Annotated in this window: 26 protein-coding genes; 7 read left to right on the top strand and 19 right to left on the bottom strand. The window is 64.8% G+C overall.

From position 1 onward, the window contains the following. Positions 1–9 precede the first annotated feature (9 nt). Positions 10–4,266 (bottom strand): neuraminidase-like domain-containing protein, encoded by a 4,257-nt coding sequence (locus tag HHX41_RS25990; protein WP_182908079.1) that lies wholly within the window; start codon positions 4,264–4,266, stop codon positions 10–12. Between the two features lie 569 nt (positions 4,267–4,835). Here HHX41_RS25990 and HHX41_RS25985 point away from each other — a divergent pair. Beyond that, complete coding sequence (locus HHX41_RS25985; RefSeq protein ID WP_182908078.1) at positions 4,836–5,354, top strand: DUF2199 domain-containing protein; 519 nt, start codon at positions 4,836–4,838, stop codon at positions 5,352–5,354. 250 nt (positions 5,355–5,604) lie between these two features. Here the strand turns inward: HHX41_RS25985 and HHX41_RS25980 are convergent, their stop codons facing one another. From HHX41_RS25980 to HHX41_RS25950, 7 genes are all read right to left on the bottom strand, one after another. Further along, positions 5,605–6,156, bottom strand: a complete 552-nt coding sequence (locus tag HHX41_RS25980) for an HAD domain-containing protein (RefSeq protein ID WP_182908077.1) — start codon at positions 6,154–6,156, stop codon at positions 5,605–5,607. A gap of 18 nt (positions 6,157–6,174) precedes the next feature. Next, positions 6,175–6,825, bottom strand: coding sequence for a bifunctional 2-polyprenyl-6-hydroxyphenol methylase/3-demethylubiquinol 3-O-methyltransferase UbiG (locus HHX41_RS25975; protein WP_182908076.1), 651 nt, complete (start codon positions 6,823–6,825; stop codon positions 6,175–6,177). Further along, on the bottom strand, positions 6,822–7,739 hold the full coding sequence (locus HHX41_RS25970) for a phosphotransferase (protein WP_220504420.1): 918 nt from the start codon (positions 7,737–7,739) through the stop codon (positions 6,822–6,824). Before HHX41_RS25970 ends, HHX41_RS25975 begins: the two co-directional genes overlap by 4 nt. Before the next feature lie 69 nt (positions 7,740–7,808). Then, on the bottom strand, positions 7,809–8,555 hold the full coding sequence (locus HHX41_RS25965; protein WP_182908075.1) for a hypothetical protein: 747 nt from the start codon (positions 8,553–8,555) through the stop codon (positions 7,809–7,811). A 44-nt stretch (positions 8,556–8,599) separates the two neighbouring features. After that, entirely contained in the window at positions 8,600–8,752 is a 153-nt protein-coding gene (locus HHX41_RS40975) for a hypothetical protein (RefSeq protein ID WP_259401304.1), read from the bottom strand. Positions 8,753–8,941: 189 nt separating this feature from the next. Beyond that, a complete protein-coding gene (locus tag HHX41_RS25955; protein WP_182908073.1) occupies positions 8,942–9,235 on the bottom strand; it encodes a hypothetical protein in 294 nt (97 codons plus the stop codon). Between the two features lie 58 nt (positions 9,236–9,293). Then, the gene (locus HHX41_RS25950) at positions 9,294–10,544 is read right to left on the bottom strand and encodes a helix-turn-helix domain-containing protein (RefSeq protein WP_182908072.1); all 1,251 of its coding nucleotides are present in this window, start codon (positions 10,542–10,544) and stop codon (positions 9,294–9,296) included. 111 nt (positions 10,545–10,655) lie between these two features. Between HHX41_RS25950 and HHX41_RS25945 the strand changes: the two genes are divergently transcribed. The 3 genes from HHX41_RS25945 to HHX41_RS25935 all read left to right on the top strand — a co-directional run bounded on the left by HHX41_RS25945 (position 10,656) and on the right by HHX41_RS25935 (position 13,115). Then, positions 10,656–11,216 carry a flavoprotein gene (locus HHX41_RS25945; protein WP_182908071.1) on the top strand — a complete coding sequence of 187 codons (561 nt, stop codon included), beginning with the start codon at positions 10,656–10,658 and terminating at the stop codon, positions 11,214–11,216. Positions 11,217–11,330: 114 nt separating this feature from the next. Next, positions 11,331–11,693 (top strand): hypothetical protein, encoded by a 363-nt coding sequence (locus HHX41_RS25940; protein ID WP_220504419.1) that lies wholly within the window; start codon positions 11,331–11,333, stop codon positions 11,691–11,693. Positions 11,694–12,389: 696 nt separating this feature from the next. Further along, the gene (locus tag HHX41_RS25935; RefSeq protein ID WP_182908070.1) at positions 12,390–13,115 is read left to right on the top strand and encodes a hypothetical protein; all 726 of its coding nucleotides are present in this window, start codon (positions 12,390–12,392) and stop codon (positions 13,113–13,115) included. Positions 13,116–13,380: 265 nt separating this feature from the next. On the opposite strand, the gene HHX41_RS25930 is transcribed toward HHX41_RS25935, so the two are convergent. The 5 genes from HHX41_RS25930 to HHX41_RS25910 all read right to left on the bottom strand — a co-directional run bounded on the left by HHX41_RS25930 (position 13,381) and on the right by HHX41_RS25910 (position 18,034). Next, complete coding sequence (locus HHX41_RS25930; RefSeq protein ID WP_182908069.1) at positions 13,381–14,871, bottom strand: gamma-glutamyltransferase; 1,491 nt, start codon at positions 14,869–14,871, stop codon at positions 13,381–13,383. 362 nt (positions 14,872–15,233) lie between these two features. Further along, positions 15,234–15,650, bottom strand: a complete 417-nt coding sequence (locus HHX41_RS25925; RefSeq protein WP_182908068.1) for a hypothetical protein — start codon at positions 15,648–15,650, stop codon at positions 15,234–15,236. A gap of 315 nt (positions 15,651–15,965) precedes the next feature. Then, positions 15,966–16,751, bottom strand: coding sequence for a hypothetical protein (locus HHX41_RS25920; protein WP_220504418.1), 786 nt, complete (start codon positions 16,749–16,751; stop codon positions 15,966–15,968). Positions 16,752–16,905: 154 nt separating this feature from the next. Then, complete coding sequence (locus tag HHX41_RS25915) at positions 16,906–17,019, bottom strand: helix-turn-helix domain-containing protein (RefSeq protein ID WP_182908066.1); 114 nt, start codon at positions 17,017–17,019, stop codon at positions 16,906–16,908. Positions 17,020–17,026: 7 nt separating this feature from the next. Then, positions 17,027–18,034, bottom strand: a complete 1,008-nt coding sequence (locus HHX41_RS25910) for a hypothetical protein (protein WP_182908065.1) — start codon at positions 18,032–18,034, stop codon at positions 17,027–17,029. Positions 18,035–18,416: 382 nt separating this feature from the next. Here HHX41_RS25910 and HHX41_RS25905 point away from each other — a divergent pair, with 382 nt between their 5' ends. Continuing rightward, a complete protein-coding gene (locus HHX41_RS25905) occupies positions 18,417–19,070 on the top strand; it encodes a DUF4145 domain-containing protein (RefSeq protein ID WP_182908064.1) in 654 nt (217 codons plus the stop codon). 175 nt (positions 19,071–19,245) lie between these two features. On the opposite strand, the gene HHX41_RS25900 is transcribed toward HHX41_RS25905, so the two are convergent. From HHX41_RS25900 to HHX41_RS25880, 5 genes are all read right to left on the bottom strand, one after another. Beyond that, on the bottom strand, positions 19,246–20,010 hold the full coding sequence (locus HHX41_RS25900; protein WP_182908063.1) for a hypothetical protein: 765 nt from the start codon (positions 20,008–20,010) through the stop codon (positions 19,246–19,248). A 167-nt stretch (positions 20,011–20,177) separates the two neighbouring features. Continuing rightward, positions 20,178–20,375, bottom strand: coding sequence for a hypothetical protein (locus HHX41_RS25895; protein ID WP_182908062.1), 198 nt, complete (start codon positions 20,373–20,375; stop codon positions 20,178–20,180). A 518-nt stretch (positions 20,376–20,893) separates the two neighbouring features. Further along, complete coding sequence (locus HHX41_RS40970; protein ID WP_396795169.1) at positions 20,894–21,187, bottom strand: phosphotransferase; 294 nt, start codon at positions 21,185–21,187, stop codon at positions 20,894–20,896. A gap of 220 nt (positions 21,188–21,407) precedes the next feature. Further along, positions 21,408–21,914 carry an HAD family hydrolase gene (locus HHX41_RS25885; protein WP_182908061.1) on the bottom strand — a complete coding sequence of 169 codons (507 nt, stop codon included), beginning with the start codon at positions 21,912–21,914 and terminating at the stop codon, positions 21,408–21,410. Between the two features lie 179 nt (positions 21,915–22,093). Next, positions 22,094–23,020, bottom strand: a complete 927-nt coding sequence (locus HHX41_RS25880) for a hypothetical protein (RefSeq protein ID WP_182908060.1) — start codon at positions 23,018–23,020, stop codon at positions 22,094–22,096. Positions 23,021–24,162: 1,142 nt separating this feature from the next. On the opposite strand from HHX41_RS25880, the gene HHX41_RS40965 reads away from it, so the two are divergent. Together HHX41_RS40965 and HHX41_RS25870 are read left to right on the top strand one after the other, a co-directional pair. After that, the gene (locus tag HHX41_RS40965; RefSeq protein WP_259401303.1) at positions 24,163–24,294 is read left to right on the top strand and encodes a hypothetical protein; all 132 of its coding nucleotides are present in this window, start codon (positions 24,163–24,165) and stop codon (positions 24,292–24,294) included. Continuing rightward, positions 24,287–25,141, top strand: a complete 855-nt coding sequence (locus HHX41_RS25870; RefSeq protein ID WP_182908058.1) for a hypothetical protein — start codon at positions 24,287–24,289, stop codon at positions 25,139–25,141. Before HHX41_RS40965 ends, HHX41_RS25870 begins: the two co-directional genes overlap by 8 nt. Before the next feature lie 76 nt (positions 25,142–25,217). Here HHX41_RS25870 and HHX41_RS25865 read toward each other — a convergent pair whose 3' ends face one another. Further along, positions 25,218–25,382: a hypothetical protein gene (locus tag HHX41_RS25865; RefSeq protein WP_182908124.1), complete on the bottom strand. Its 165-nt coding sequence runs from the start codon at positions 25,380–25,382 to the stop codon at positions 25,218–25,220. Positions 25,383–25,497: the final 115 nt, after the last annotated feature.

Below are 25,497 nucleotides of genomic sequence, written 5' to 3'. Positions count from 1 at the left end.
GCTCTCCTCTCAGCTGAACGTGTGGCGCAGCGATGCGTCGTAGCTGAAGGCGAGCGTCACGTTGCGCAGTGGGCCCGTCTCCAGCAGGTACTGGCCGGGAACGGGCTGGGCGTCCAGGAACAAGCCGGGGTAGTCGGCCGGCAGGATCGGCTTGCCGCTGAGCTTGGCCCCGCCGTTCTTCAACCGGATCATCCACCACCCGAACGGGCGGAGGTCGCCGAGCGCCGTGCGTTGCTCGGTCACCGCGCCCCCGGCGTCGCGCCGGTGGGTGAACGCGCCGAACGGCAGGGGGCCGTGGCCGGCCGGGGCAGGAGAGCCCGCCGGCTGCGACTTATAGTCCGCGTCGGCCAGATAGGCGACCTGCTCGCCGTACGGCGCGAACTCGAGCTCCACCGGGGCTGTCACGGCGGCGGTGTGCGCGAAGTCCACGGTCAGCCGGCGCAGCCCGGTCAGGTCGAGAGCGGGCGGGAAGTCCTCCGTCCCGACCTCGAACCGCAGCTCGTACGGCCGCTCGTCCCCCCCGAACACCGGATTGTGGAAGTGGTACCAGGCGTCCGGCTGACGGTGGCGCAGGCTCACCAGGGTCGTCTCCGCCGTGCTGCCCATGCCAGCCACGACCTGCCGCCGGTAGCCAGCGTCGGCCAGCGCGGTGTATCTGATGGTCAGGAACACATCGGAGAGCGTGTCGAAGTCGAACGTCCGCGACAGCTCCAACGTCCACGCCGTGTCCACCCCGCCGCCCTCGAACGGGAGCAGCATCGGATCATCCAGCCGCAGCTCGAACAGCCCAGTGCCGCTCACGGGCACGCTCACGGAGATCGACTCGGGGAACCGGTGGACGGTTCGCGGCTCGGTGAACGGCGGGCCGGTCATCACCCGCGAGACGCCCGTGTTGGACAGAGTAGCCCTGATCCCCTCGACCGGTGAGGTGAGCGCGGCCACCGTCAAGCTCACGCTCTTGACCAGCCGCAGGTAATGGCCAGGGAAATCACGGTCGAACCAGGCCATCGGCGTCGCGAATGTGATCACACCGTCGCGGCGCAGGCTCTCGAACTCGATCGGGGCCGAGCGGGCCAGTGAGATGGTCTTGGTCAGCTCCTGCCTGCGCTGTTCGGTGGTCAGCCGGTGCTGGTCGAGCCGGTTGATGTCGCCGAGCAGCCGCTCCGCCGACAGCAGGTCGCGCTTCCCCCTGTTGCCGTAGAACGGAGCGATGATCGTGATGGACTCCTGGCGCTCGAACTCCAGCGCCCGCTGCGCCATCCTGGCCAGCGCCGTCGCGTGGTCCAGGTGCTGCCGGTAGGAGCCGGCCAGCACCCGCGCCATCCAGTCGTACAGCTCGCGGCCGGTGAACTTCTCGTTGAGGAAGTTCAGCCCCTGCGTCGCGAACTGCTCCTCAAGCCGGCCGATCCGGTACTGCTGGTCGGCCACGCCCAGGTTGTCGCCGGCGACGAGGATGCCTTCGGCGGCCAGTCTGTGGTCGTACTCCGCCTGGCGGCGAGCCTGCCGCCACTCCTGCTCGCGCCGCTCGTAGGCGGCCACAGTGCCGTACTCGGTGGCGATCGCCGCGTCGGAGGCGGCGCGTTGAGAGAAGGGTGAGGAGGCGTTCAGCGAGAGCCAGTCCGCCCAGGCAAATGCGGCGGCCGTGTCGTAACCCGAGGTGGCGGAGTGCTCGTAGTAGACCTGCCGCTGCTCGAAGAGGTTCCACCCGGCGTTCAGCAGCGCTGCGTAGTAAAACTGCTGGTCGGCCGCCTTATCGCGTTGGCGTACGGCCAGCTCCCGCTCGCGGACGGCGGTCTGGAGCTGGAGGGCGCGCAGGCGCAGGGCCGCCTGCGCCGCCTGGAGATCCTGCTTGGCCTTGAGCATGGTGTAGCGTGCCTCGTCGCCCCGCTCGAAGGAAGCGAGCAACTGGGCCTGGAGCTGCTGGGCGACCGACACGTAATAGCGGGCCCGCTCGATGAGATGGCTGAAGCGGTACAACGGCGGCGGCGCGGTCGGCAGGACGTCCTCCGACAGCTCTCTGCGGACACCGGCGATGTTCCGGCCGGTGCGGATCTTGTCCAGGTTGCTCAGGGCTCGCCAGCGCAGCGCGCTCGCCGCGGGATTCGGCGGAACGCAGAACCCGAAGCCGAGCCGGCGCGCCGCCGCGACGGCCAGCTCGGCCGCGCCGGACACCCGCGCGATCGGCGCGGCCGACTCGGCCCGCGCCTGGGAGAGCGTACGGGACGGACGGGCGCGAGCCAGGATCCGCCGCGACACCGCCAGGACGTCGGCGTAGGCGCTCTCGAACGGCACGTCACGGTGGAGCGCGTCGCGTAAGTCGTCGAAGTCGGGCGGTTCTGGCACGACGCCGTCGGCGCGCAGCCCGGCGAGCACCGGCCGCAGCCGCCGCAGCTCCGGCGCGGCGAACGCGGCCAGGATCTCCGACTCCAGCGCCCGCCAGGCGCGCTCGCGGGCGTCCTCGGGCGGCAGCTCGCCCGCCGCCAGCACGTCGCCAGCCAGTTCGTACAGCTCCCTGGCCCGGCTGACCGACTCGCCGGTGTCCTGCGCGAACTCCGCGTCGGCCCAGGCCAGCAGGTTCTCCACGTACTGGTACACCGCGTGTCGTAGGTACGCGCCGTCGCGCGTGGCCGCCACCGCAAAGGGCGAGAACGGGTCACGCAACCACTCCTCCGTGCGCCGAGACTCGTCGCCCGGCTCGGTCAGGCCAACCCAGACCAGCCTCGGCACGTTCCGCCCCGGGACCGACGCGAACGCGCCCGCGTACGGGTAGAACACGGTGTGCAGCCAGGCGGCGGCGTCCTCGTGCCAGCCCGCCTCGGCCAGCGCCCGCGCGCCGGCGAGCGGCAGCCAGAAGTACCACTCGTCCAGCACGGCGCGCACCGGCTCGGCCACCGCCGTGTACTGCGCGGCCTGGAAGCTTCTGAAGTCCTCCAGCGCGAACCCCTGAGGTTGGTCAAGCGGGTGGTCGAGCAGGAAACGCGCGGGCGGGCCCGCGAGCAGCGGCGCCGTCGCGTCCCGATAGGCGTGCGCGGCCGCGCGGACCGACTCCGAGGTAACGGCCGCTGTGCTCACCGTGCTGAGGAACTCGCCGAACGGCCCGCCGGCGGACGGCCGCAGGCCGGGCAGCAGGAAGCTCTCGGGGTACAGGAACACGCTCTGTGCCGCGTGCCACTGCTCGTAACCGCGCAGCCAGCGCGAGCGCTCAGCGAAGTCGTCGCCGAGCATGTTGGTGAGCAGCGGATTCTCCCTGCCGAGCTGGAAGGCCATGAGGAAGGACTGCAGCGACTCGATCGCGTCCCGGACGCGGGTCGTGCTCACGCATGGATCGGCCGACAGATCGATGTGCAGGAAGTCGCCCAGTTGGTCGGCGTCGGCGACCGGAAGGGTCGGGTCGGGGTGGGCCTCAAGATGGCGCAGCGCGTACCTGATCAGGTTCGCGCGGACCGCGGGAAACAGGAAGCCCCTGACCCTCCTCACCGCCGCCGAGGCCCGCTCGGCGGCCTCGCGGAAGCCGGCCGCCCGCTCGGGGTCCGCCGGGTCGAGCCCGTACGTCGCCAGCGCGGCGACCTGCCGTTCCAGCCAGTCCACGGCGGCGAGGCCGGGCCGCCAGTTCCGGTTCACGATGCCGAGACCAGCCTTGAACTCGGGTTCGGTCAGGTGCAGCGGGCCGAGCAGCGCGCCGAGCGGGGCGAGGTCGGCGGGCGAGTCGCCGGGCAGTGGGTACGCCTTGGTGATCGCCTTGTCCAGGTCGGCGCGGGAGATCCCCAACTCGGCCAGGTAGGCGTCCAGCAGGTCGGAGAGCACGTGCGGGAACGGGTACAGCCACCGACCGCGCTGATCGGCGGTGTCGAAGAAGCCATAGATCGTGGCGCGGTCGTACCCGGGGAACGGCGGCCTGGTCACCAGCCTCTCCAGCACCTCGACCGCAATCTCCACCTGTGGCACGACGGCGTCGGGGCACCCGATGACCAGATCGCCGAAGGGGCGCGCGAACCGCTGCTCGATTTCCTCCAGGCTATGGAAGCCGACCGTGTCGGTGAATGCGTCCAGAAGCAGGTCGAGCAGATCGGACAGGTAGGCGGCGGGGCCCGTGGCCGACTCGCAGCCGTCACATGCCTCGTGACCAGGCGCGTCCTCCGCGCCGGCCGGGAACCACGCGCTGCCCCTGTTGACCGGGGCCCGCCCCAGCGCCGCCTCCACCCGCGCGGCCACGCCAGCGGGATCCGAGTCTTCCGGACCGGCTTCGTCCAGTGTCCTGCGGCTCATCTGCGGCTCCGATCGGCCATACGTGAGTTCCCCCACGCTAACCCAGAAACCGCGAATCGCCCCGTGAACGATGGTGTCCCGCTCGGAAATACGGTTTCGCGCTCTGTTGCTACGCGATCAGAGCGGCGGCTGTGACCATCGCAAGGTTGAAGGGTGCCAATACTCCGTCTGCGGTTGTGAACTGCGGATATGTCCGGGGCTTCTTGGTCGAAGCAGTGGCCGGTGTCGGGTCACGGTGGACACGCCAGGCACGAGTACTTCCACGGCCTGCATGACCGGTGCCTCCACCGACAACCGATATCGGCCGGCCCGCTGGTGAAGTCCTCGGACGGCCCAGTTCGGTCCAAGTACACCCATCCCATGACCGTCACAACATAAGCTCCCCTGAAGATCGATACCCCTTGGATTTTTCCCACTACAGTCCGTCTCCGGCAGTACGGGAACGGCATGCCCTGGCCTATAACTCTCGTGTGCCGGCTAACCGGGGCCGCGCTCGCCAGAACCCGAAACCACCTCGCGAATGGCATAGAGGAGACTTCCGATCCCGCGGTTTCGCTACGCTGACGCCCGTGTCGATTGATTCCGGTTTCCTCTGCTCCTGCTGCGGCCGGCACCACGACGAGCTCCCGCTGAGCTACCACATGCCCGCGCCCGCCTACTGGAGCCCTGAGATGACCGGCGTGCCCGACAGCGTGCTCTCCTCCGACCAGTGTGTGATCGAAGGAGAGCACTTCTTCGTCCACGGCCTCATCGAGATCCCCGTCATTGACACGGACGAGACTTTCACCTGGGGCGTATGGGTCTCACTGAGCCGGAACAACTTCGCCCGGATGAGCCGGATGTGGGAGACCCCGGGCCGGGAGTCCGAACCTCCCTATTTCGGCTGGCTCTCCTCCGAGCTGCCGGTCTACGAACCGACGACGCTCAACCTCAAGGCCAACCTCCACACTCGTCCGGTCGGGCTGCGCCCGGCCGTCGAGTTGGAGCCCACCGGCCATCCCCTCGCCGTCGAGCAGCGGACCGGCATTACTTCCGCCCGCGTCCGGGAACTGGCCGAGTTGCTCCTCCACCCCGGTCATCAGAAGTAGGGTCACCCACCGCGGCCCGGATGGGCCAACGGGGGCACGGCGCCGCGGCCGATGCTGTCGCCGTGCGCAAGACCCGGGACCAAGCCACGGACTTGCTTGGCCCAGGGTGGCGCACCTTTCACTCATCGGTAGAACGGTGACGGCGCGGAGGCGGGATACGAGCTGCGTGTATTCCAGTACCGCGAGCCCGGCTGCTGGACGCACTTCGCCCTGGTCACGCGACGCTCGTATCAATCGCGCAGGCCTCGAGCTATGAAGGGCCGGAGGGCATGCTGACGAGTTCGGTCATCCACGATCGGATCGTCTCCAGATGCGCCGGCAGCAGCCCGACCCTGGGAGCCGGCTGGACGAGCAAGGTGGGGATACCCACTGCCGTCCGGGCTGCGGCCCAGGCGTGGTCGGCAGGGGTGAAGTCGTCGTCGATCCAGACGGCCTGAGCGGTGCCGAGCCAGATTGAGACGTCGTCCCGTTTCCAGAGGTAGCCGTTGGGGTGGCTCGTCGTGATGTCCTGACGCGCCAGCTCGACATGCGGGAACGGCTCCAGGCCCAGCTTGGCGCCGATCAAGGGGCTGGCGTCGCAACGCCAGCTGGTGCACCAGACCGGTGTCAGAGCCAACTCGCTGACCAGCTCAGCCAGCATGGGGCCGTGCGTGGGATTCAGCCATATGGGGACGGGTGAGCCCGCGTCATAGCCGGTGGGGACGACGCTGTGCCTCACGTGAGTAGCCGGTCCGTTCTCCTCGCTGTCGGGGAACGGGATCAGCACGCCATCCACGTCGATGAGCAGATAAACCTCGGGCACGACAGCCTCCTCGAACCGTCATGATTTACGGGCAACAACGAGCAAGGTGTTCGGGCCTGCCGGCGACTCACCCAGGTGCTGGAGGTCCTTGACCCGGAGACCGGCTGCCGACATCAGCGCGACCCATCCGAGCGCACTCGGCTCCCAGCGGCGGATCGGCATTCTGCCGCCGGACGGCAACAACAACGTGCTGTCCCGGTCACTGCGTCTGGGATGCGGAACGGCGAAGGCCAACGCTCCGCCAGGCCGCAGCGCCCGCGCGATCAACGGCACGAGCACATTCGGCGAGGTGAGTCCCACGGCGCCGAAGACGGAGTAGCAGACGTCGTACGGATGGCACGGCGTCGCCAGGAACTCAACCGCGTCGTCGGCGACGAAAGAGATCCCCGGCAGGTGCCCATAGCGCGTGCGCGCCCGTTCGATTTGTCTCTCCGAGATGTCGACGCCGACCCCGGTGGAGCGATGGACTCCGACGAGGTGAGCGAGGTGATGGCCCGCGCCACACCCCAACTCGAGGACGCGCGCACAGGCGAGGTGTCCCAGGATCTCGGCGCCTGGCCCGCCGCGAGGCTCCGGCGTCCAGTACATGCGAGACGGAGCCGCCGCCGGCAGTGCCGGCTCGACGGCCTGACGTTGCCGGGCGTGCTCCTGCCATGCCTGGCGGTTCATGACGCGAGCAGTCGTACGGCTTCGCGGAGGTGACGCCGTACCGCCTTGATGTAGACCGGATCGCTGGTCGGGTCGTTGATCCAGTGCACGGTCTGGTCCATGAACCACTCCACGATCCAGACCCGGTGCCAGCCGAGGGCCCATGCTTCGGCGGACAGTCCACCCCGTGGCGCCAAGGCCTCCTGCGATCCGCCAGCGGCGACGTAGGCTTCGATCAGCCGACGGACCCGTTGCACGTTGGGGGGCTGTTGAGTTCCGGGCCAGGATGCCAGGTCGAGCAGGCCGGGGCCGTTGAAGGCGCGGGCGAAATCGAGCAGCCGCCATCCCGCCCGCCCGACATGCAACGAGCTGGGATGGAACTCCGAGTGGCACAGCCCGAACGGCACCAGCTCCGCCCCCTGAGCACGAGCGGGAGCAACCTTGTCCAGGGCGGAGAGCATCTCGGCGATGTCGAGAGTGGATTTCCAGCGCCGGACCTGCCGCAGATAGTCCAGGTGTGCGAGCGCGCGCAAAGGCAGGGCCCCCAGTTCGTCGGCGTCGAGGGTCGTCGGCAGGATCTCCGAGGGGCGAACCTGGTGGAGGACGACCGCCGCCTTGACCCCGTCGTCGTCCGCTGCCTCCCGGACCGGTTCGCCAAGGTCCTGCATCAGCATGCCGAGGATGCCGCCGCTGACGGCGGAGGCGTACAGGTCGGGGACGGGCACGCCATGGACAGCGGCCAGCTTGAGGGCCCGGTCCTCTTCGGTGAACGGCTCGGCGGCGAATTTGAAGATGGCCGTGGAGCCGTCGGGAAAGTGCAGGCGTTCCACCGCCGACAGCGACCAGGCACGCATCGGCTCACGTTTCGGCTCACCCGGGAACCTCGCCTTGGCGCACAGCTCGGCGCACAGCCGGGTGACGGTCAGCTCGTCCACGAGGGTTTCTCCTTCGGCATCTGGGGCGTACGGCCCACGCTCACCGAAGCGCGGGCCGTACAGGAAGGGTCAGCTGGCGGTGCGGCAGGCGTAGACCGTGGCGAGCCACTCCTCGCGGAAGCTCGTCAGCTCGGTGCGGAAGGTCTGCATCGAGGCGCCGTACGGCACGCAGGCGCCGCCGGACTGGTTGGGCACGGACTGGCAGCCGTGGACCAGCCGCCCGCCGAGCGCGGCGTGCGCCTTGATCGACTCGATGCGGCGGTACTCGTTGAACCAGGTGCCGTGGTAGACCTCGTCGAGCATGCCGCCCTCCTCCTCGTTCAGCTCGTAGACGACGGAGGTCGCGGCGGGAAAGAACCAGCACGGGCCGACGTTGGAGATGTGGCCGTCCAGCTCGACCTTGTTGAGCGCCATGAAGGTGGCGGCCTCGCGGAGCATCCGCAGGTGGCCGGCGGTGATCTGAGGCAGGCCGAGGGTGGGCAGGTGCTCCTCGCGGAACAGGTAGCTATAGACCTCCCAGGCCGTGGCCAGCACCCGGCCGGCGTCGGAGGTGGAGAAGCCGTGCTCCTGCACGAACTCCAGGGCGAGCTGTTCGACGGCGGTCTCCGCGGACTCCTCGATGCCGAGAAGCTGGCCGGCGACGAGGTTCCAGTCACACAGGAGCCAGGTGGAGTTCTCGAACCGGAAGAAGTACTTCTCGGGGTCGACCGTGATGGTGGCTCCGTCGACGGTGATCCCGGGGATACGGTTCCAGCGCGGGTCGAAGGCGACCGGCAATTCGACGGCGAACGCGTCGAGCTGGGCGCTCAGAGTCATTGAGGCACTCTCCTTCTGACGTGGGTTTCCTGGTGGAGGGGGAGCTATCGGGCCTGCCCACTGAGCAGGCGTTGCCAGAGCTCCATGGCTCTGGCCGTCAGGAGCCACTCCGTCTCGCGTACGGACAGACCGGTCGGCTTGCGGACGGTGCGGCGGATGAACACCAGGCCGCCGGAAACGCACAGCTCGTAGATCACCGGCTGGCACTCACAGGTGTGCCGTCGTACCCGCAGGTGTGTGCACCGCGCCGTCGGTTTCCTCCACACGAGCCTTTCGCAGCCTGTCTGCGGTGGCGCGACGTGGACGCCGTGGAACGGCGCGGGAAGCTGCGCGTCCTTGGGAGCGCCGCGAGGTGCACCGTGCGAGACCATACGGGTGTGCTCCGGCTAACGGTCGACCTCGGCCAGCACACGCTCGATGCGGTCGGCGGCCTCGGTGACGTTCGTGACGAGGGCGATCCGTTCGGGCCAGGGGAACCAGAAGCTCCACTCCCCCTCCGCATCCGGCACGATCATGATGTGTTCCGTGAGGACGGGAGCCTCAGGGTTCATCACGAAGAGGTGGAGCGAGGACCCCTCACCGCTACGGAGCCGCGCGGCGAAGCCCCGGACTTCGAGTGCGGTGGCGAGCGACTGGAGCGCGTCGCGGACCACCGCCAGATCGGCAAGCTGCGTACTCATGACGCGACCGTACGGCCGGCTCACGTGGGCAAACCCAACCAGCGGTTGGGGGTGGCATTCAGGCGATGACGCGGGCTCTTGTCGCGAGGTCCAGCAACAGAGCCGGAGGACGGCGCCTCGCCTCGATCATCTCGCCGATGGTCTGCCGTGCGAGCGGATTGAAGACGACGGTCTCCGTCGACTGTGTCTCCGACATCCGGAGGCAGGTGAGGGCTGCGTCGAAATCCCGCTGCCGCATGTGCCCTCGCGCCAGGTCCAGCAGGTGCTGGGCCCGCCGATTCGTCGAGGGGATGGCGGAGACGGTGATGGCCTTGGCCCGGTCGATCGCCGCGCTGGACCGCCCTGTCTCCACCTCTATCGCGACGCCGTAGATGGCGACGTTGGCCTGGCCGAACATCGTCAGAGGGTTGTGGTGAGCAGGGCCGAGAGCGGAGGCGGCCCTGTGAGCGAGGTCCCAGTGCCGCCAGGCGTCGGCGCCGCGGTGGTTCTTCGCGCAGGCGATGGCGGCGAACAGGTGCAAGGAACCCCACGCCGACAGCACGGCCTGCGAGGAGCTCGACCTCGGTTCCAGGTAAGTCGCCGCGGTCGACGCCACTTCGAAGGCCTCGTCAGTCTGTCCGCGCCCGAGTGCGGCCATCGTGGAGGTCCAGGCGGAGATCGCGATCAGTTGCGGATCGTCGGTCTCCTCGGCGGCGACCATCGCACGGTCGGCTGCGCGGGCCGCCAGCTCGGCCTCCCCGACGCAGTAGAGGAAACGCTGCGCGAGCTGGAAGGTCTCGGCGAGAAGCGCCCACGTGCTGCGCCGCATGTTGGGCGCGGCCGCTCGGTGCAGGTTCAGTGCGTCTTGTAGCAGGCCGGGCGCCACCGCGCCCAGAGCGGTGTACGGCCGCGCCGACCCGTGCCAGGCCCACCAGGCGACGGTCAGCCGACTCCGCAGCTTCTCGCTCTCGGCGAGCAGGTCGTCCACGGGCTGCGGCGGATAGATCGGCGTGGACAGCACCTGGCGAATGGCGGGAACGGCCTCGTGCCGGATCCTGCCGCCCTCGGTGACGGCGCACGTCATGCCCTGAAGCCGGTCTTCGACAATGAGACCGAGATCGCGTACACCGAGCACGTTCGCCAGAGCGACGAGCGTGGAGAGCTTGTCCAAGCGCTGCTCGCCGCGCTCGACCTGGCGGAGCCACTCCTCGGTTCGTCCGCACAACTCTGCGCAGGCGCGCAGTCCGAGGCCTCGACGCAACCGAAGCGCTCGGACGCGCATGCCGATGCGCTGGTCCAGCTCTCCACTTTCCACGTGCTCAGTCGCCATGGTACGACCTCACGTTGGGGACGTAGTGTTCGCCTCGACCACGGTAACCGTGTCCGTGGGTCAGCGGATAGTAACCGATGGTGATCGCAGAGGAATGGGGAACGGCGGGAGATGGCAGAAGGCAAGCCGGTTCTGTACGTGATCGCGTGCGGAGGTCGGCCGGCGGGTGACCTTCCCGCCTTCGTCGAGCGCCTACAGGCGGACGGTTGGACGGTCTGCGTCATCGCAACGCCGTCTGCAACGAAGTTCATCGACGCCGATCGGCTCAGCATGCTCACTGGCTATCCCGTACGGCACGACTACAAGCGGCCCGAGGAACCGGACGTCCTGCCGGCGGCCGACGCCATGGCGGTCGTTCCGGCGACCTTCAACACGACCAACAAGTGGGCCCAGGGCATCAGCGACACCTTGGCACTGGGCCTGCTGAACGAAGCCATCGGTCTCGGCCTGCCGATCGTCGCCGTCCCCTGGCCCAACCACGCGCTCGCGAGGCACCCCGCCTTCCCCAGCAGCGTGGCCCGGCTCAAAGAGTGGGGCGTACGGGTGATCCTCGATTGGGACCGTCTCCCCGCCCCCAACTCAGGCGCATCAGGAGCGGCCTCCTTCCCCTGGGACGATCTTTACGAAGCACTGCACGCCATACGCGAAGGCTTCGACTCTTCATCCAGCTAAAAGCGGTTTTCACTGCCCCGTCCTCGCGCCTCTCATCCAACTGCTCGACCCCGTCAGTCAGTCAACTCCGTGGCTCGACACCCGGATCGCCTCTACAGAAGGGACACCGACACGATGATGCAGCCCGGCGACTACGGCGCGCCCGGGTCGCTACAACGAGTCCTGAGCGACGTGGCAGCGGAACGAGCCGCCCAGGACGCGATGTGGGGCCTGCAGGAACACCCCGACGGCACCGGGCCCGCGTACGCGCCCGAGGCCGACCTCGCCAAACAGGCCGTAACCGACGCCGCGACCGAAGGCCTACTGACCTGGCGACACATCCTGTACGAGGAGGTCCTCGAAGCGTTCGCCGAGGACGACCCCAACCGCCTGCGCGCTGAGCTGATCCAGGTCGCAGCGGTCGCGGTCAAGTGGGTCCAGAACCTCGACAGACGCGCTCAATCACTCGATGAATCTGAAACCGTCACGCCGCCGTAACCTGACACCGCAGAGCCGGGCACCACGGCGACTCCGTGGGGGGGTCGATGGTCAGCTCGCGGAGGAGTTGTCCGGCGGTGGCGGCGACCAGCGGGACGTGGAGATCGTTGACGAGCAAGATGACGTGGGTTCGGGCGTGAGTTCGTCCGATGCCGATGCGAAAGAGCCAGCCGCTGATCCGCAGGATGACGACGGGGTTGGTTACGCCTTGGGCCGGTTGTTGTAGGCCGCAGCGGGGGTGGCACGGTGCGGCAACGAACTGTGGGGGCGGTGGTGCGGGGGTGGTCGGATCGCCATGATAGGCACCCTGGTATTTCTCACCCCGTAGGTGCTTCGAGCGGCAGCCGCGACGGCGACACCCACACCCGGGTCCGACACGACCGCGTCGACCACACTATGGATCGGCTATCGCAGCGAAACGGGCGCGGCTCTCGACGCGCCCGTCGGCGGCCCTCATCGTGTTGGGCCTCATGATCACTTATGGCATGTCGGTGGCCCACACCATCCCCGATCAGAGGTCGGTTGTACGAACATCGCCAAGTGTGCAGCGGAACTTGAAATGGACCTCGATGCACTGCCTGAGTGGCCTGACGAGCCGATTCAAATGGCCATCACTTAACATGACCGTCGGTCCTCTGATACCGTCATCTCCTCATTATTTCGCCACCGCGTAACTATTCAATAAGAGGGGTGAATGTGGCCAGGAGGCAGCAGCCCAGGGCTATCGATGCCGATGCTCGCGCCCGCGCCAGGGTGAGGGGGTACATCGTGCGCCGACTACAGCTCATAATCGATCCCGCACTCACGGAAGTACAGCACAATCAGATCATCGACGCCTGTACGGATCTGACCTTTGTTGGAAATAGACTAGATCGAAGCCTTGGCCCGCTACGTAATCACTTTGTTGTTGGGAGTGAACTCACCGCTCCATCCCGCCGTCTTCTCCACCGGGCTCTAAAGGCGGCCAGCATCGTGTACGAGTCGCAGGTACGACGCCTCCACATGCTGGACCCTATCGCAAACGACCTTATCCTCCCACAACAGATCTGGGAAATCGCCAGGCTGGTCGATCTTCACAGCAGACTCGAGAACGAACAGCGTCAGATCCGCCAAGGGGTGGTGATGACCGCTGAGCTACAGGCCGTCCTCCGACCACAGCAACAAGCACTCGAACGATCTGTTGCTGCGGTAACTGAGCGAGTGGCTACTCTTGAACGCTATGCCCACAATGTGCAAGCGGCCGATGCTGCCCTACGAGCCAGGGAAGCCCTGAACAACAACGACAGATACCTTGCTCTACTAGCACACACAGACGACGCCGAAGGGATGCAGCAACTCGCCTTGCAAGCAGAATCTGTCGAGAGAACCCTAGCCAAGAGCATTCATGACGCCATCGACGTGGGTCGCACGCTCAGCTTATAATACAAGTCCTCTCGTCTCCCCTTACTATCGCACAAGAAGCGTGATGAACCGCAGACCTTGCTAGACGGGACAGACCCGTTGATGATTGGACAGATTCGGGGCCGCGCGGGCGTGCGGCCTCTTCCGGCCGGTCCCGGCCCGCCACTGCACCGCACAGTGAAGGGCGTCCTTAAGCGGGAGGCGTGGCCGCGAGCCGCGCAAGACCCGTCTCCAGTTCCTCGCAACACGTGACCAGCCTGTCTCTCGCTGGGCAATGAAGTCGCAATTACCTGGACCTTAACGAGGTCAGCAAGGGGTCATCTGGCCGGATGCCGATGTACGTTTCGGCTGTTGCCCCTTCCAACAGCTCAGCGCCGAGGTCGAGGGCTGGTTCGACGCCTCCGAAAAGCTCTGGCCACTCAAGCTGGTCAGCTTGGTGGTAGGCATCCCTGACCGTTACTCGGATGTGCTCACGATTCTCGTATTCGCGCTCGCGGTGACGGATCCGTTGTTCACGCTCAATCCGCACCCATTCTTCGTCGTCAGGTGCCAACCATTCTTCAGGAACGCTCGGCTTGCCTCGACGGCTGAAGACGTCAGGGAATTCGTCGATTATTCGGATACGTTCTTCGAATAATCGCTGGCATGCGGCGAACAGCCGTCGCGACATCCCCACGTGTACCCCAGTCGCGCCGACAGCGCTGGCCACGAAGTCCGTGACCTCAGTGCGCTGCCGCAGCTCCCGGTTGTTGGCAGGGGGATGCGCTCGCAGCCGCTGACGTGCCTCGGCCGTGGCAGGGTCGTCTTCCAGAGGGGTTAGCGCGCCGGGACGGGTACGTGGCCGCGCAGTCCGTTGCGAACTGAGCGGAATCAACCGCAAGCTGCTACTGCCATAACGCAGGTGGAGATAGGTCAGCAGCTGAGTCTGCGTTACGCGCAGCAGCGCGTCAGTGTCCTCGCTAAGGTTGTCCTCCGAATCTGGCCTGACCCCAGTATCTAACAGATCGGCTGCCCCGCTAGTCAGGTCATCCATTGTCATGAAGACGTGCTCGTGCAGCGAGGTGCCACACAGCATCAACCGGTGTTCCTGGGACATTAGCTTGCTGCCATGGTGTAGTTGTTGCTGCCCCTTGGCCAAAGCGTCAAGGCCGAGCTTGTATCCGGCTTTGGCTTCCACTAGCCACCACGGCCGATAGTCGGTCGGATGTCGGCCGCACAAATCCGGACACGGCCCGGCTGTGTTGGCGAGCGCGGTGAACGCCGGGTCCTGAGCCGACTCGATGTGTGTGGTCTCGCCCAATCCCATCAGTCCGCAGCATGCCCATTGCGCCATGGTCATTCCGATCCGATAACCGAAAGCGCTCTTGGCGCTGCGCTCGGTGCCGTGATCGTAGACGACGCTGGTCTTCAGCCTGCGACCTGTGTTGCCAGGAAACGGAACCTGCCCTGCGTCGGTCAGTGATAGGTAAGCTTGTAACGGGGAGATCCGGGCGAGTAATTCCTGCCCGGCCAGCTGCGGCACCTCTCTGAGCCAGGGAACGATGTCCCGACCAACCTCGGTACTGTGCTTGATGATCTCTCTCCACAAGGCGGTCACCAGATACCAACCTGGTGGAGGCACCGCACCCGGCGTCGGCCAGGGCGTACTCGCCCTCCGCCACTGCGGGAACGGTCGCCGGGCCGGCGCCGAGCGCACCAAGATCGGAACATCGAAGGCATCGTCGTACTTCAGCACACCGTCATGGCTACCTTGTGGAGGCCCCATCGAGCTCTTCATGGTGATCACTTTGTCACGGACGAGCAGCGCAGACGGCTGTCGGGGCGTAAGTATTCGGTGAACCCGTGGGGGATCTCTAGACCATCCAAGCTCAACCGCTATACCACTCTGACGACTCCACACCATCTCCGAATAGTTACGTCGGGGCAGATGCGTTCCCAAACAGAGACATCGATTATGCGATGTCAAACTCACAGCAGAACGCGATACCCGAACGGCGCACGACCGTCCGGGCTACCTCATGGTCAGGCCAGCACTATCGGCGCGATAAGAAGCATTTGACCAATTGCTTCACTGGAACGAGCGCCGCACCAAGCTGGTTAGGCGAGACTGGCCGTCCAGCTTAATACAGTCTGATCACCTCACCTCTGGCCCGAGAGTAGCTTGCGGGCCTTGTCCAAACGAGTAGCAAACCCTTCATGAACAAAGCCAGGCGGGCAAAGTGTGACGTATCGCTCAAGGATCGCCACTTCGGCTGCGTAGTCCTTCTTCCGGCGGTGAATGATCGCCGCGCGCTCGTAGTATCCAGGCGCAGGGGACCCTCCGAGTATCCGGGCCTGCGCCTCAACCGCGGGGAAGATCCGTGCGAGCAGGGCTAGTGCGTCATCATCGCGTTTCTGCGTCCGGTACTGATCGAGGAGAGGAACCCACTCGGTGTAGTGGCGCCCGTCTACGAGAGATGCGGCATCAGCGGCTCGGTGGCGCTGATTGCTAGCCTCGACGCGAGCCAGCATCTGCTCTTCCTCGCGCGTTGGCTGCGCGTTTGGGTCGATCTTCATGTGTATACGTGTACGCGGAGCCGAGGCAGACCGTCGCGACCCTGGCACAGGGCGACCTGAGAACCAATCGCTAAACCAACCCATTGGGTTTCCTCTTTCCTCTCATGGTCACGACGAAGGGCGAAGCATGATTTTGGGGATCACCTTATACTTCAATGCCGGTCGACTGTTACACGCGAGGGCTACGACATCGCCGGATGGGGCGAGGGGGATCGCCACGCCACCACCGAACGCTTCATCAGCGGCTAGTACGACAGCAGTACTTTGTGATCTGGCCCCCGATCGACGTGCGTCGTGTAACTCTGTGATCTCGGGCTATGTGAGCGCAAGGCGCCTGCGGTAGTGGTGCCACCGGGCACGGGCCTGATGGCGGCGTCGCCAGATGCTCCACTGCAACTCGAATTGCCGCCGCAGGGCAGCGATCCGTGGTGTCACTACGGCTGTGAGCTGTGTGAATACGGTGAGCAGGCGACGGACCTCGGGCACGGTCAGCGCGATGAGCCCGTAGTCGCCGGGCGGGGCGTCGGTGCTGGTACACGGCACGACGGGAACGGGATGACGACCTCGCTCAACCGCGGCGACGACGGCCAGGACTGCGAGCGCGGCCATCGCCAAGATGACGTGCCGCCGCCAGGACCGATACCGGCGGACTTGGGCGTGATCGAGCCCAACCTGGCCCTTGGACTGCTGAAAGTCCTCCTCGACAGCCCATCTGACGCCCGCGATCTTCACCAGGACGGACAGCATCAACGCGCGGCCCTCGGGCACGTGACTGTAGAAGAACGCCAACTCGGAGGGGTCGCTGACCGAACGCCGGATCAGCAGCACATGCCGTGCGCTGGTCGTGGCCACCATCGCCCAGTCATAAACGCGCGGCCCCTTGGACCCCGCGCCGCACGAGCGCCGCTCCCAGGAGCCGGCGGACACGAGCGCGGCCAGATGGCCGGCGCGGTGCGGGCCGGCGGCTGTGGCGACGGGGAAGTCCACTCCGACCGCCAGCACGTACCCGATCTGCTGCTGTTCCAGGAAGGCCCGCAGCTTGGGATCGCGGCCGTACACCTCATCGCCCGCCGCCCACGCGATGGGAACGCCCGCCGCCACGGCGCGGGCCGCGATCCGCTGGGCGAGCTGCGGTTTCGTCGCGAAGGCCCAGTTCCCTTGAAGCCGAGGAGGGGATGTCGCCGAACCGGCTGCAGGGATCCCAGCCAGCGCTTCTGCGGCACAACCTGGGTCTTGCCGCAAGCCCCCAGATGCGCTATTCCGAGGTGCCCGTCACCAGTCGGTAGACCTGCTCGCGTGACAGGGTGATCTGCCGCTCGGCCAGCAACGGCACTAACGCGGCAGTGGCGAACATGCCCCGCTCGGCCATTCTTTCCCTACCGATCTGGGAACGACAGCACAAGCGAGTTCAGCTCTACGCTCGGAGGGTGCGGCGGGCCATCGACGAGGAGCGCCGTGCCTTCGGCCCTCATCGGGAACCCTCGGTATCCTCCCGGCCTCCCGTCTAGCCTCGGCGGCATCACCTGTTCAACGAACCTGATCGACCATTCGCCAGTCATGCTGGTCACTGTGACTCCGTCGCCAGTACAAGACTCAGCCGGTCCGCCAGCTAGCCGACGGATGCGAACCTCTGCGGCCTCCTGGGCCTGTCGAAGCAGGCGGGGAGGCATGATCGGCGAATTTGTGATCGCATCGATGAGGGCTTGCTGGAACTCTGGGCGAGCTACCACATCGTCCGCTTTAGCTGAGGACTTGGGGAATCCAAGCGCGTTGAGGGTTGCGACGACCGTCCTCTGATGAAGTACCCTGACCTCCCGCAGTGCGTCGAGCTCCCGGCCCTCGGGGAGATCGAAACGGGAGAAGTCTCCGTCTTGGGATACGAACATGAGCGGCAACGCTTCCCCCGAGGCCGAAATCTCCGGCGCTACAGCGGCCCGTAGGGTGGTGAGGTAGATCGTAGCGTCGCGTGCCCCCCTGCCATGCTCGCATGGAGGAAGATGCTGCGCTTCCATAAGGATCGCTAACAAGGCATCCTCGGGAAGGGTGTTCAACACCAGGAAGGCGGCCCGGAGCCGTGTTTCTAGCTCCGCGGACTGCTCATACGTGATCCGTCGGCGGCGGCCGTGCAGTTGTTGAGGATGCACTGCAAGGCCCCCTATCTGGTGCCTATCCGTGATCATCAGCCTCCGCGCTTCGAACCCCGCTTCGGTCCACGCTTTCAGCGCCGCGCCAAGATCTTCCCTTCGCTGCCTTACGACTTCCGCGAGCACCACGTCTGTCGTCGCAAGCGTGTGTCCGGCACGCCTAGCGACAGCCGACAGCAATCCGTAAAGGGGCTTCCCTGGCAACACGTGTCGCAGTTGGTTGCTGTCGAGGACAATCACGAAGCAGAACGTAACAGCCCCGGTGGACGGCCTCAATGAGTTTCCTGTGCTCGGCTGCGTCCGCGAAGGTGGTGTACAGCAACGCCGCCTTACACGATCACACCCCACCGGCGCGCATCTACCAGTCGAGCAGGGCGGCGAGCCATCGACGATGGAGCCTGCCCTTCCCTAGGGATCAGAAGGTTAGGGGTTCGAGTCCTCTCGGCCGCGCCATACGGAAGCCCAGATCATCAGCCGATGACCTGGGCTTTTCCGCATTCTGGATCAGTTGACGGCGTCCGGCTGTGTCCGGCCGTCAGCCGTTAACTCCGGTTGATCCTTCCCAATACCTTCCCGCGGGGAACCGAGGCGTGCGAGTCGTGCCGCCTCTATGCTCGCCGTCATGAGTCAGATGGCAGTGTGTGGGTGGTGCGGCCACAAGGCCGTCATGATCCCCGTTTCCCACGAGCCGCTCGTCAGCGAGGTCATCGCCGACGAGCTTGGCGACCAGACGACGATGGGGTGGCGGGTATTCCGTTGTCCCGGTTGCAACGCCCCCAGCCTTGCACAGGGCTTTGTGACCGAAGCTACGAGCTCGGGCAGCGAAACCTTCGTTGCGGCCGGCTGGTACCCAACCGAGTCGTTGTTCAGAACCTATCCTCAGTACGTCCCTGTACGTATCGCATCGGTCGCGGTAGAGGCACATGCTTGTTTAACCGTGAAGAGCTACCGGGGGGCCGTTGCCCTGGCTCGTGCGGTTGTTGAGTCCACAGCGAAGGCCAAGGGCATCACTCAAGGGTCACTAAAGGACAAGATCGATGTGCTTTACGAGCGGGGCTTCATCTACGAGCACGTTAAAGATGCAGCGCATGAAGTTCGTTTCGCCGGAAATGAGGTTGCCCACGGTGACCTAGTAGATGATCCGCTCAGCTCTCAAGAAGCGGAAGCGATCCTGGAACTTATGGATATGGTCCTTGATGGCGTCTTTGTCGCTCCTGGCAAGGTGGCCGCACAGTCGGCGCGACGTAGTGCACAGCAAGTCCAGCCCAAGGTCTAGTCGTTCCGCAGGAGATGGGGGCAAGGGCTTACGCCCTGGCGCTCTCGGCCAGGGCGTACACCTGTACTATTAGCCATGGTTAGACGTCGTCTCATTTGGCGAGTCGGCGGTCCCCCGGGGGATGACGTCGCCCGGCCAGGGGTCACATGGGCGGGTGTCGGTTGCGATGACCTGTTCAGTCGACTTCTGGCGAGGGACGAGCATGACGAAGGTCCAACTGGGCCTCCCTGACTGCCTCTTTGGCATTTTTCATCGCCTTAAGCAGGTTCTCGTACTCTGCCGGGTTCTTACTCTTCTTAGTGCTCCTGATGAGCTCCGCGTAGAGTTCGACCCTTCTCTTATGCACACGAACCAGCTCGTCCGCTGGAGATCTCGGGTCAGCATCGAGATGCCGTAACTCGGCGTGGATGCCGACACGGCGCAACCCAGCTGAGGGACTTTCCGCTTCGGGCCAATCGGAATCCGCCCGTACCGCCCGGTATCGCGCCAGCCAGTGGTCGAGCTGTTTCGGCTCTATGCGAGGCCGTGGCGGCGTACGACGGGAAGCGATCAGACGGCCCTGCTGATCGAGAGCTTGCGCGATCTTGGCCTGGTCCCATCCCTGCTTGTCGAGATAAGCCACGGCCCGGTTCTGCAGGTCCTCGATGATCGTGCTCACCTGCCGGATAGTTTCGGCCAAGTACTCCTCGTCAGTCGCCTCCTCAGGGGTACAGGCGCTCTGGACGATCACTAGTCGGGCCGCTTGGTCGACCAGCTCACGCGCAAGGAGGCAGACTTCCATCCGCGCCAGCACAGCGGGCTGAGCAGCTTCCTTTGAGGAGGTCGGACCTCGAGAGGTGAAGCGGCCCTGGGCATCATGCGGCACAGGTTCGGCCAGCTCACGCCTGGCGTCCTCTACAGCATCGTCGACCAGATGGGCCTGCGGCAGGCAGGCGTCCACCTCAGACCGCAGCCACCTCTTCGGGCGTGTACGGATTGGGCCAGGGAGATCTCCACGTCGCACCCGCTGCCCCAGAGCTGCCTTAGACAGCCCCCACCGTGCGCACAGCTCCTGCTCGTCGATCAGTTCTTCTTCGGCGAAACCCTCACCGGTGAGCCGGCTGCGCATCAGCCCACCCGTACGGAGAGGGTGAGGCACCCGTTGACCGCGACACGAGAGATCAGGGTAGTCACCGCCTTACGCAGCTTCTTGACCAGCTGCGGGACCAGCACAAGCACCACGATGATTACCCACGGTGCGCCCGGCGCGGGGAGGAAGCCGAGATCACAAATGAGCATGTGATCGAGGGAAGGCTCGATGGGCATCGACACTCCTTTGAACGACGTTGATGTTGTCGCCATCATGACCGTGCGAGAGGCCGGCGAGACCTGAACTTCCGAAATTTCCGAAACCGCGACATAGTTGGGATACCCCGCTGAGCTGGGTAAATGGGGGCTCTGTCTTGGCAAAAATGATGCGTCGGCCATCACAGTGGCCGGAGTACACGCGAGATCGAATTCTCCCCGCGATCAGGCGCTCGGGTCGGCGATCCGGCCAGCAGCGGCGTCCAGGGTCGGGGTCCACATTGCCCTTGTGCAGCACGGCCGCGGTGAGCACGGCGCATGCCGAGGCTTTTTCATCCTGGGTCTATTCGAGGCAGTTGCTGGTCCTCAGCTGAGGCGCATCTTCGACTCAAGTCGTGCGTCGGCTTCCGATTGTCGCCGACCGGCTGCCCAGGATCTTCGAGGACCATGACCTCGTCGGTCCGGAAGACGACGCGCTTCAGGAGATGGCCCGCTCGATGCGGCAGAACGGCACTCGTAGCCGTCGGGCTCGTGCAGCCTCACAGCCGGGATCTCAGCACGGCGACCTCGGGCCACGGGTCGAAGCCGTGCTCGATCAGCCAGCGGACCGCCCGCAGGCTTCGCAACGACCACCACGCGCGGATCACGTCGAGGTCGACGTCGGTGCCGTAGCCGGCGACGACGTCGCCAAGGTGCTCCTCGTGTCCGAGCGTCAAGGTGGCGAGGTCGAACAGGGCATCGCCCTGGCCCGCCTCGGACCAGTCGATCACGCCGGTGATCTCGTCACCGTCGACGAACACGTGGGTGACCTGCAGGTCGCCGTGCGTGAACACCGGTGTCCACGGCCGGAGCGCAGCCTCGGCAACCCGGCGGTTGCGCGTGACCACGTCGGCGGGAAGGACGCCATTCGTGACGAGCCACTCGCATTCGCCGTCGAGGTGCGATGGATGCGACCTCGTCGAGGCTCCAACCGGGCCATGGCGGCAGCGGCGCGTCGTGCAGCATCCGTGCGGCGGCACCCGCCGCGGCCCACGCCGCGGGTGGATGAAGCCTCTAGGTGTCACCGATCACCCATCCGCCCTCGGCAAGCGCCACGCCGCAACGCTTGGCCGCGATCTCGAACAGACCAGTCTCGGGCTTGCGGATGCCCTCGGCTCCCGACAGCGCGTAGGCGTCGACGGCCTCGGCCAACCCAGTCTGCTGGATCTTCCCAAGCTGGTTGTCTGCAGTCCCGTTGGTCACGATCGCTACACGCCACCCGGACGCGCGTAGTCGGGCTAGGCTGTCCAGCACCTCGGGTCGACAGTGCACGAGGTACGGCATCCGCCGCCGATAGCGGCCCCACAGCTCCTCCACGGAGTCAGGCAGGGTGAAGCGCTCACGGACCTTGGTGAAGAACACCTCTCGATGGGGGAAGCCCTCCCGGTCGAGGGCGATTAGCCACCCAATCGCTTCAGATCCCAAGTCGTGCTCATCGGCGAACTCCGCAACCCACACTCTGAACGCCTGATCTAGATCTACGAGTGTGTTGTCCAAGTCAAAAAGCGCAAGTCGCTGCATGTCCCTAGGCTGCCAGTCCCACGGCAGTAATCCCGAACGCCTCCGGAATCGGATGGCAGACCCGAGCCGCCGTCCTGCAGTCGGCGTACAGAGAGTTCTCTGTGGCGACGCTCGCGCTCGTCAAGCTTCTGGGAATGCCCCTAGCCTAGATCCCAAAACTAAGGCGCGACGTGATGGATCTACTCGTTTCCATAGTCGGCTTCGTAATCGGCACTATAGCGATCTTCCAAGCTTTCCCACTCTTTCCGGATGTACTCCTGGCGAATCTTAGCTGCCCGAATCTCGGCAGTGCCAGCTAGTTCCAGATCGCATATTGGGCATGACAATCCGATCGCAATGTAAACGACTTCGCGACAGATCTCATCATTCTCAAGCCGCTCATTAGTCCAGCGAACCGGCCGGAGCTTCAGAGGTATTTTTTCCTCTTTACAGGCTGGACAATCAATGGGCCAGTCAGGGTGGGGAATCAGCGGTTCTTCGCCGAATAGTGTTATCTGCTTGGGGCGCGCTCCACGTCGGGCATCGATTTCCGAAGGCTTAAGGCGGGCGAAAAACACTTTCGCCGCCTCGATGCGCTTATTAACCTCGTGCTCTATCTTCTTGTCCGCCTCATTGACTAGTTCTCGTCCCAGGTCCATGATTTCGTCGCCGACCAGGTCGGCGGGGTCGAGTTCCAGATGGGCACCGATTATTTCGACCACACGAGTGAAGTGCGGCAGCCACTTAGCAATCTCAATGGCAAGAGGGGACTCGCTGCTGTGTAGCTCCTCATTGCGAAGGCCGATCAAAAAGTTCGCGTCATCCTGGCGTTCTTTTGTGAACTCCGGGATAACTGCTCCTAGCCGGATGATTACTGTCTTCGCTTGTATCGACTTAGGCGTACCGCCGTCTGATCTAATGGGGTATCCGGCGGCGTGCATGATCGCGTCGCCGCTTTGCGGGTCCGCGAGAAGGGTAGGACTGATTTTAGCAAGTGGTGCGCGTAGCAGGAATTCCAAGCCAAGAAGAAGCCATAGTGCCATTACGTCATCTTCGGCCCGCGGGTACTCCTTCGCCCGGGTGAAGTAAAGTTGCGCCTTAGCAACGAAGCCTTCATAATCCCACATTAGACATCCCAGACATAGATGCGCTCAAGAAGGCGTTCGGACTTGCCCCTGACCGCAGGTCGTCGATGCAGCAGGCGTCGATTATCGAGGATCAGGAGGCGGTTTCCCTCCCATGCGATCTTGTGAGTAGGTAGCTGCTGCTCCATCTCATTGATGGTTAACCCGATTTGGGGTGTGCATATTCGGGGATCCCAACGCAGCTGACAGCGGCCTTGATTAGGTAGGGCAGCGGGTAGGTGTCGTACGCGTCCCGCGCGGTTGGTTACACGAAGAACGGTGCGCCGCATCGCCGCCAGCAGTTCTGGATCAGGGTCGAGTACTTCCGTCCATGTACCGCCCGAGACCTGCGCTGCTCTTAACAACAGCCAATTCGGGGGATTTAAGGAGACTGCCCCGTCTGTATGCCATGGGAAGGATCCAAGTCCGTAGACGCCCGACAAGCTCCAGGGATCGGCATCGGCTCGTTCGCGTGGTTCGAGCCGCTCTGGGCCACTACTTCGACCGAGTCGACGAGCAATCGTGCCCATGTCGGATGCGGTCTGCCCTTCCAGGCAAGCGTACCCGTGAACGTCTAGGGTCTCCCACAGCTCCCTCACGGGTGCCTATCCTGGCCCATGCCGGTGGCAGTTGTCTCCTTCGCTGCGGAGTCCGTGAGGATGCCTTGAGCGCGGAGCACGGGATATGCACGGGATGATCTTCCTTGGCTCGATCTTCGGTTAGGGTCAAGCCCCAGGTCAGCAGCGGTGTGGGCGGAGCAACCGTAGTGCTCTTGAAAACCGCTATGCCCGGTGTGCTGCCTCCTGGGTCGTAACGTGACGTCTGCTGGCGGGGCTGGGGAGTCCGCGGGCGAATTCCGTGAGATGGCCGTTGACAGTTGTAGCGGCTCAACAAGCGCTGCGGCTGTGGTCTGTGCGGTACCGGGAGCGCTCGCCGGCGCTCAGGGAGTCGAGGTTGCCGAATCCCAGTTGCTATGCGATGAGCCGCCGGTACGAGTGCTGTAACCGCAACGGCCAGAGCGAATCTACGCATCAGGGGCCTTCCCCTGTGGATCGAACACCCCCAACTATGACCAATACGTCGGGAAGAGGTGTACTGACGCACCGCCACGTACTAGCGTCAGTGGCCGCAAGTACAGTTGGACCATGGCATCCAAGGAAATGGACGCGCTCGTCGAACAGCAGCGCGCGCATGCCCTGGACGAGCCGGAAGGCCAGCTGTGTCCAGGCGGCACAACCGTCGTGCCTACGCGCAAGCTGAAAGTGGCAAATGGCTGAAATTCGAGGCACTTTTAGATTCCCTGATGACCTGACTCCAGGGCAATCAAAAGATGGTGGCCTTAGTCAACTTCTATTCAATGACCAAGGGTATCTCGCCGACCACGGCACGTTTTTCCCCGACGCCGAGGATGAGTACGAGAATGAGCCCGTTGCTCCTAGCGACGAGGACGAGTCGATTTCGCTCGCTGGACTCATAGGCTTAGCGATCGTCGTTGCAGGCGTCGTCGCTGCACCACATATCAAGAACTGGTGGCAGGAGAAGGCGTTTCCGAGCCTGAAGAGAAAGTGGCCCGCAATCGAAAAGTTCGTCCGGTCCGCAACTGACGAGGGCGACAACGAAGCGGCGACTACTGAACTGGCCGTCTTGAGCAAGACCGCGCCTGCAGATTTTTCCAAGGCGATAGATGTCGCGGTCGAAGACTCCAGAACCAACATGAGTAGCGAAGAAGCGCAGAGACGCCTCGCTGCGATGCTCACAGCTGCAGCATTCATCGCAGACCAGATGAGAATGCTGTCCGATGCTCGCATCGAAGACGATGAGGGCTTTCCTGCGTTGAAGAGTGCGATGGAGAAGCTCACCACTCAGCAGGTCACGGACAGCATCAATCGTATGCTTGAGAAGAATGCCTCCCTGCTCGACGAAGAGAAATCAGCGGAATTCATGAGGATCTTCGGCGGCGGTCGATTCGTTGACGGCGTGTACGTGCCGTTGAGAAACGAGAAGATCAAAGAGGCCTTGCGGTTGCAGTACAGCGAGACGCCATTCTCGCAAGAATCTAGTGTCATTGAAGTGCCAGACGAAGACACCGAGGGACAGCAGACCGAACCCGGTGAGCATGCCTGACGAGGACTTTGCGCACCGCACGACCACAGGCTCGGGGAGCGCGACGCCCCGAGGACGTGGTCGGCGAAGCGGCTGTTCAAGTCCTTCCCGCTACGTTTCCCGGCTTCTCCGCGAGTTCGACGGCGAAGGTCATGGGGGTCCAGCCGTTCCCCTGGCAGTAGGTGGGCTTGTGGCGGACGCGCCAGCGGTACGCCACATCACTCACGGTGATGACGCGCGAGCCCTTCTTGGGAAGCGACACCGGCACCTCCTGATCATGGTCTGTTCCGTGACTGTTCCGTGGGAGCGTCAAAACCGGCGGCAACTAACGGAAGGTCCCGGCAAGCGTATGCCCTGGTCAGCGGACAGATCCATGG

It is taken from the genome of Microbispora sp. H13382, assembly GCF_014161445.1.
Taxonomy (GTDB): Bacteria; Actinomycetota; Actinomycetes; order Streptosporangiales; family Streptosporangiaceae; genus Microbispora.
Note: the sequence above shows the minus strand (reverse complement) of the source record. Positions and strands in the feature narration are given on the sequence as shown.

Excerpts from the sequence above, each read along its gene's own strand:
- HHX41_RS25950 (WP_182908072.1), bottom strand. The coding sequence starts at position 10,544 with ATGGCGACTGAGCACGTGGAAAGTGGAGAGCTGGACCAGCGCATCGGC.
- HHX41_RS25955 (WP_182908073.1), bottom strand. The coding sequence starts at position 9,235 with ATGAGTACGCAGCTTGCCGATCTGGCGGTGGTCCGCGACGCGCTCCAG.
- HHX41_RS25940 (WP_220504419.1), top strand. The coding sequence starts at position 11,331 with ATGATGCAGCCCGGCGACTACGGCGCGCCCGGGTCGCTACAACGAGTC.
- HHX41_RS40965 (WP_259401303.1), top strand. The coding sequence starts at position 24,163 with ATGGCATCCAAGGAAATGGACGCGCTCGTCGAACAGCAGCGCGCGCAT.
- HHX41_RS25880 (WP_182908060.1), bottom strand. The coding sequence starts at position 23,020 with ATGTGGGATTATGAAGGCTTCGTTGCTAAGGCGCAACTTTACTTCACC.
- HHX41_RS25930 (WP_182908069.1), bottom strand. The coding sequence starts at position 14,871 with ATGAAGAGCTCGATGGGGCCTCCACAAGGTAGCCATGACGGTGTGCTG.
- HHX41_RS25870 (WP_182908058.1), top strand. The coding sequence starts at position 24,287 with ATGGCTGAAATTCGAGGCACTTTTAGATTCCCTGATGACCTGACTCCA.
- HHX41_RS25975 (WP_182908076.1), bottom strand. The coding sequence starts at position 6,825 with ATGAACCGCCAGGCATGGCAGGAGCACGCCCGGCAACGTCAGGCCGTC.
- HHX41_RS25895 (WP_182908062.1), bottom strand. The coding sequence starts at position 20,375 with ATGCCCATCGAGCCTTCCCTCGATCACATGCTCATTTGTGATCTCGGC.
- HHX41_RS25990 (WP_182908079.1), bottom strand. The coding sequence starts at position 4,266 with ATGAGCCGCAGGACACTGGACGAAGCCGGTCCGGAAGACTCGGATCCC.
- HHX41_RS25915 (WP_182908066.1), bottom strand. The coding sequence starts at position 17,019 with ATGGCCGAGCGGGGCATGTTCGCCACTGCCGCGTTAGTGCCGTTGCTG.
- HHX41_RS25885 (WP_182908061.1), bottom strand. The coding sequence starts at position 21,914 with ATGCAGCGACTTGCGCTTTTTGACTTGGACAACACACTCGTAGATCTA.
- HHX41_RS25905 (WP_182908064.1), top strand. The coding sequence starts at position 18,417 with ATGAGTCAGATGGCAGTGTGTGGGTGGTGCGGCCACAAGGCCGTCATG.
- HHX41_RS25945 (WP_182908071.1), top strand. The coding sequence starts at position 10,656 with ATGGCAGAAGGCAAGCCGGTTCTGTACGTGATCGCGTGCGGAGGTCGG.
- HHX41_RS25925 (WP_182908068.1), bottom strand. The coding sequence starts at position 15,650 with ATGAAGATCGACCCAAACGCGCAGCCAACGCGCGAGGAAGAGCAGATG.
- HHX41_RS25965 (WP_182908075.1), bottom strand. The coding sequence starts at position 8,555 with ATGACTCTGAGCGCCCAGCTCGACGCGTTCGCCGTCGAATTGCCGGTC.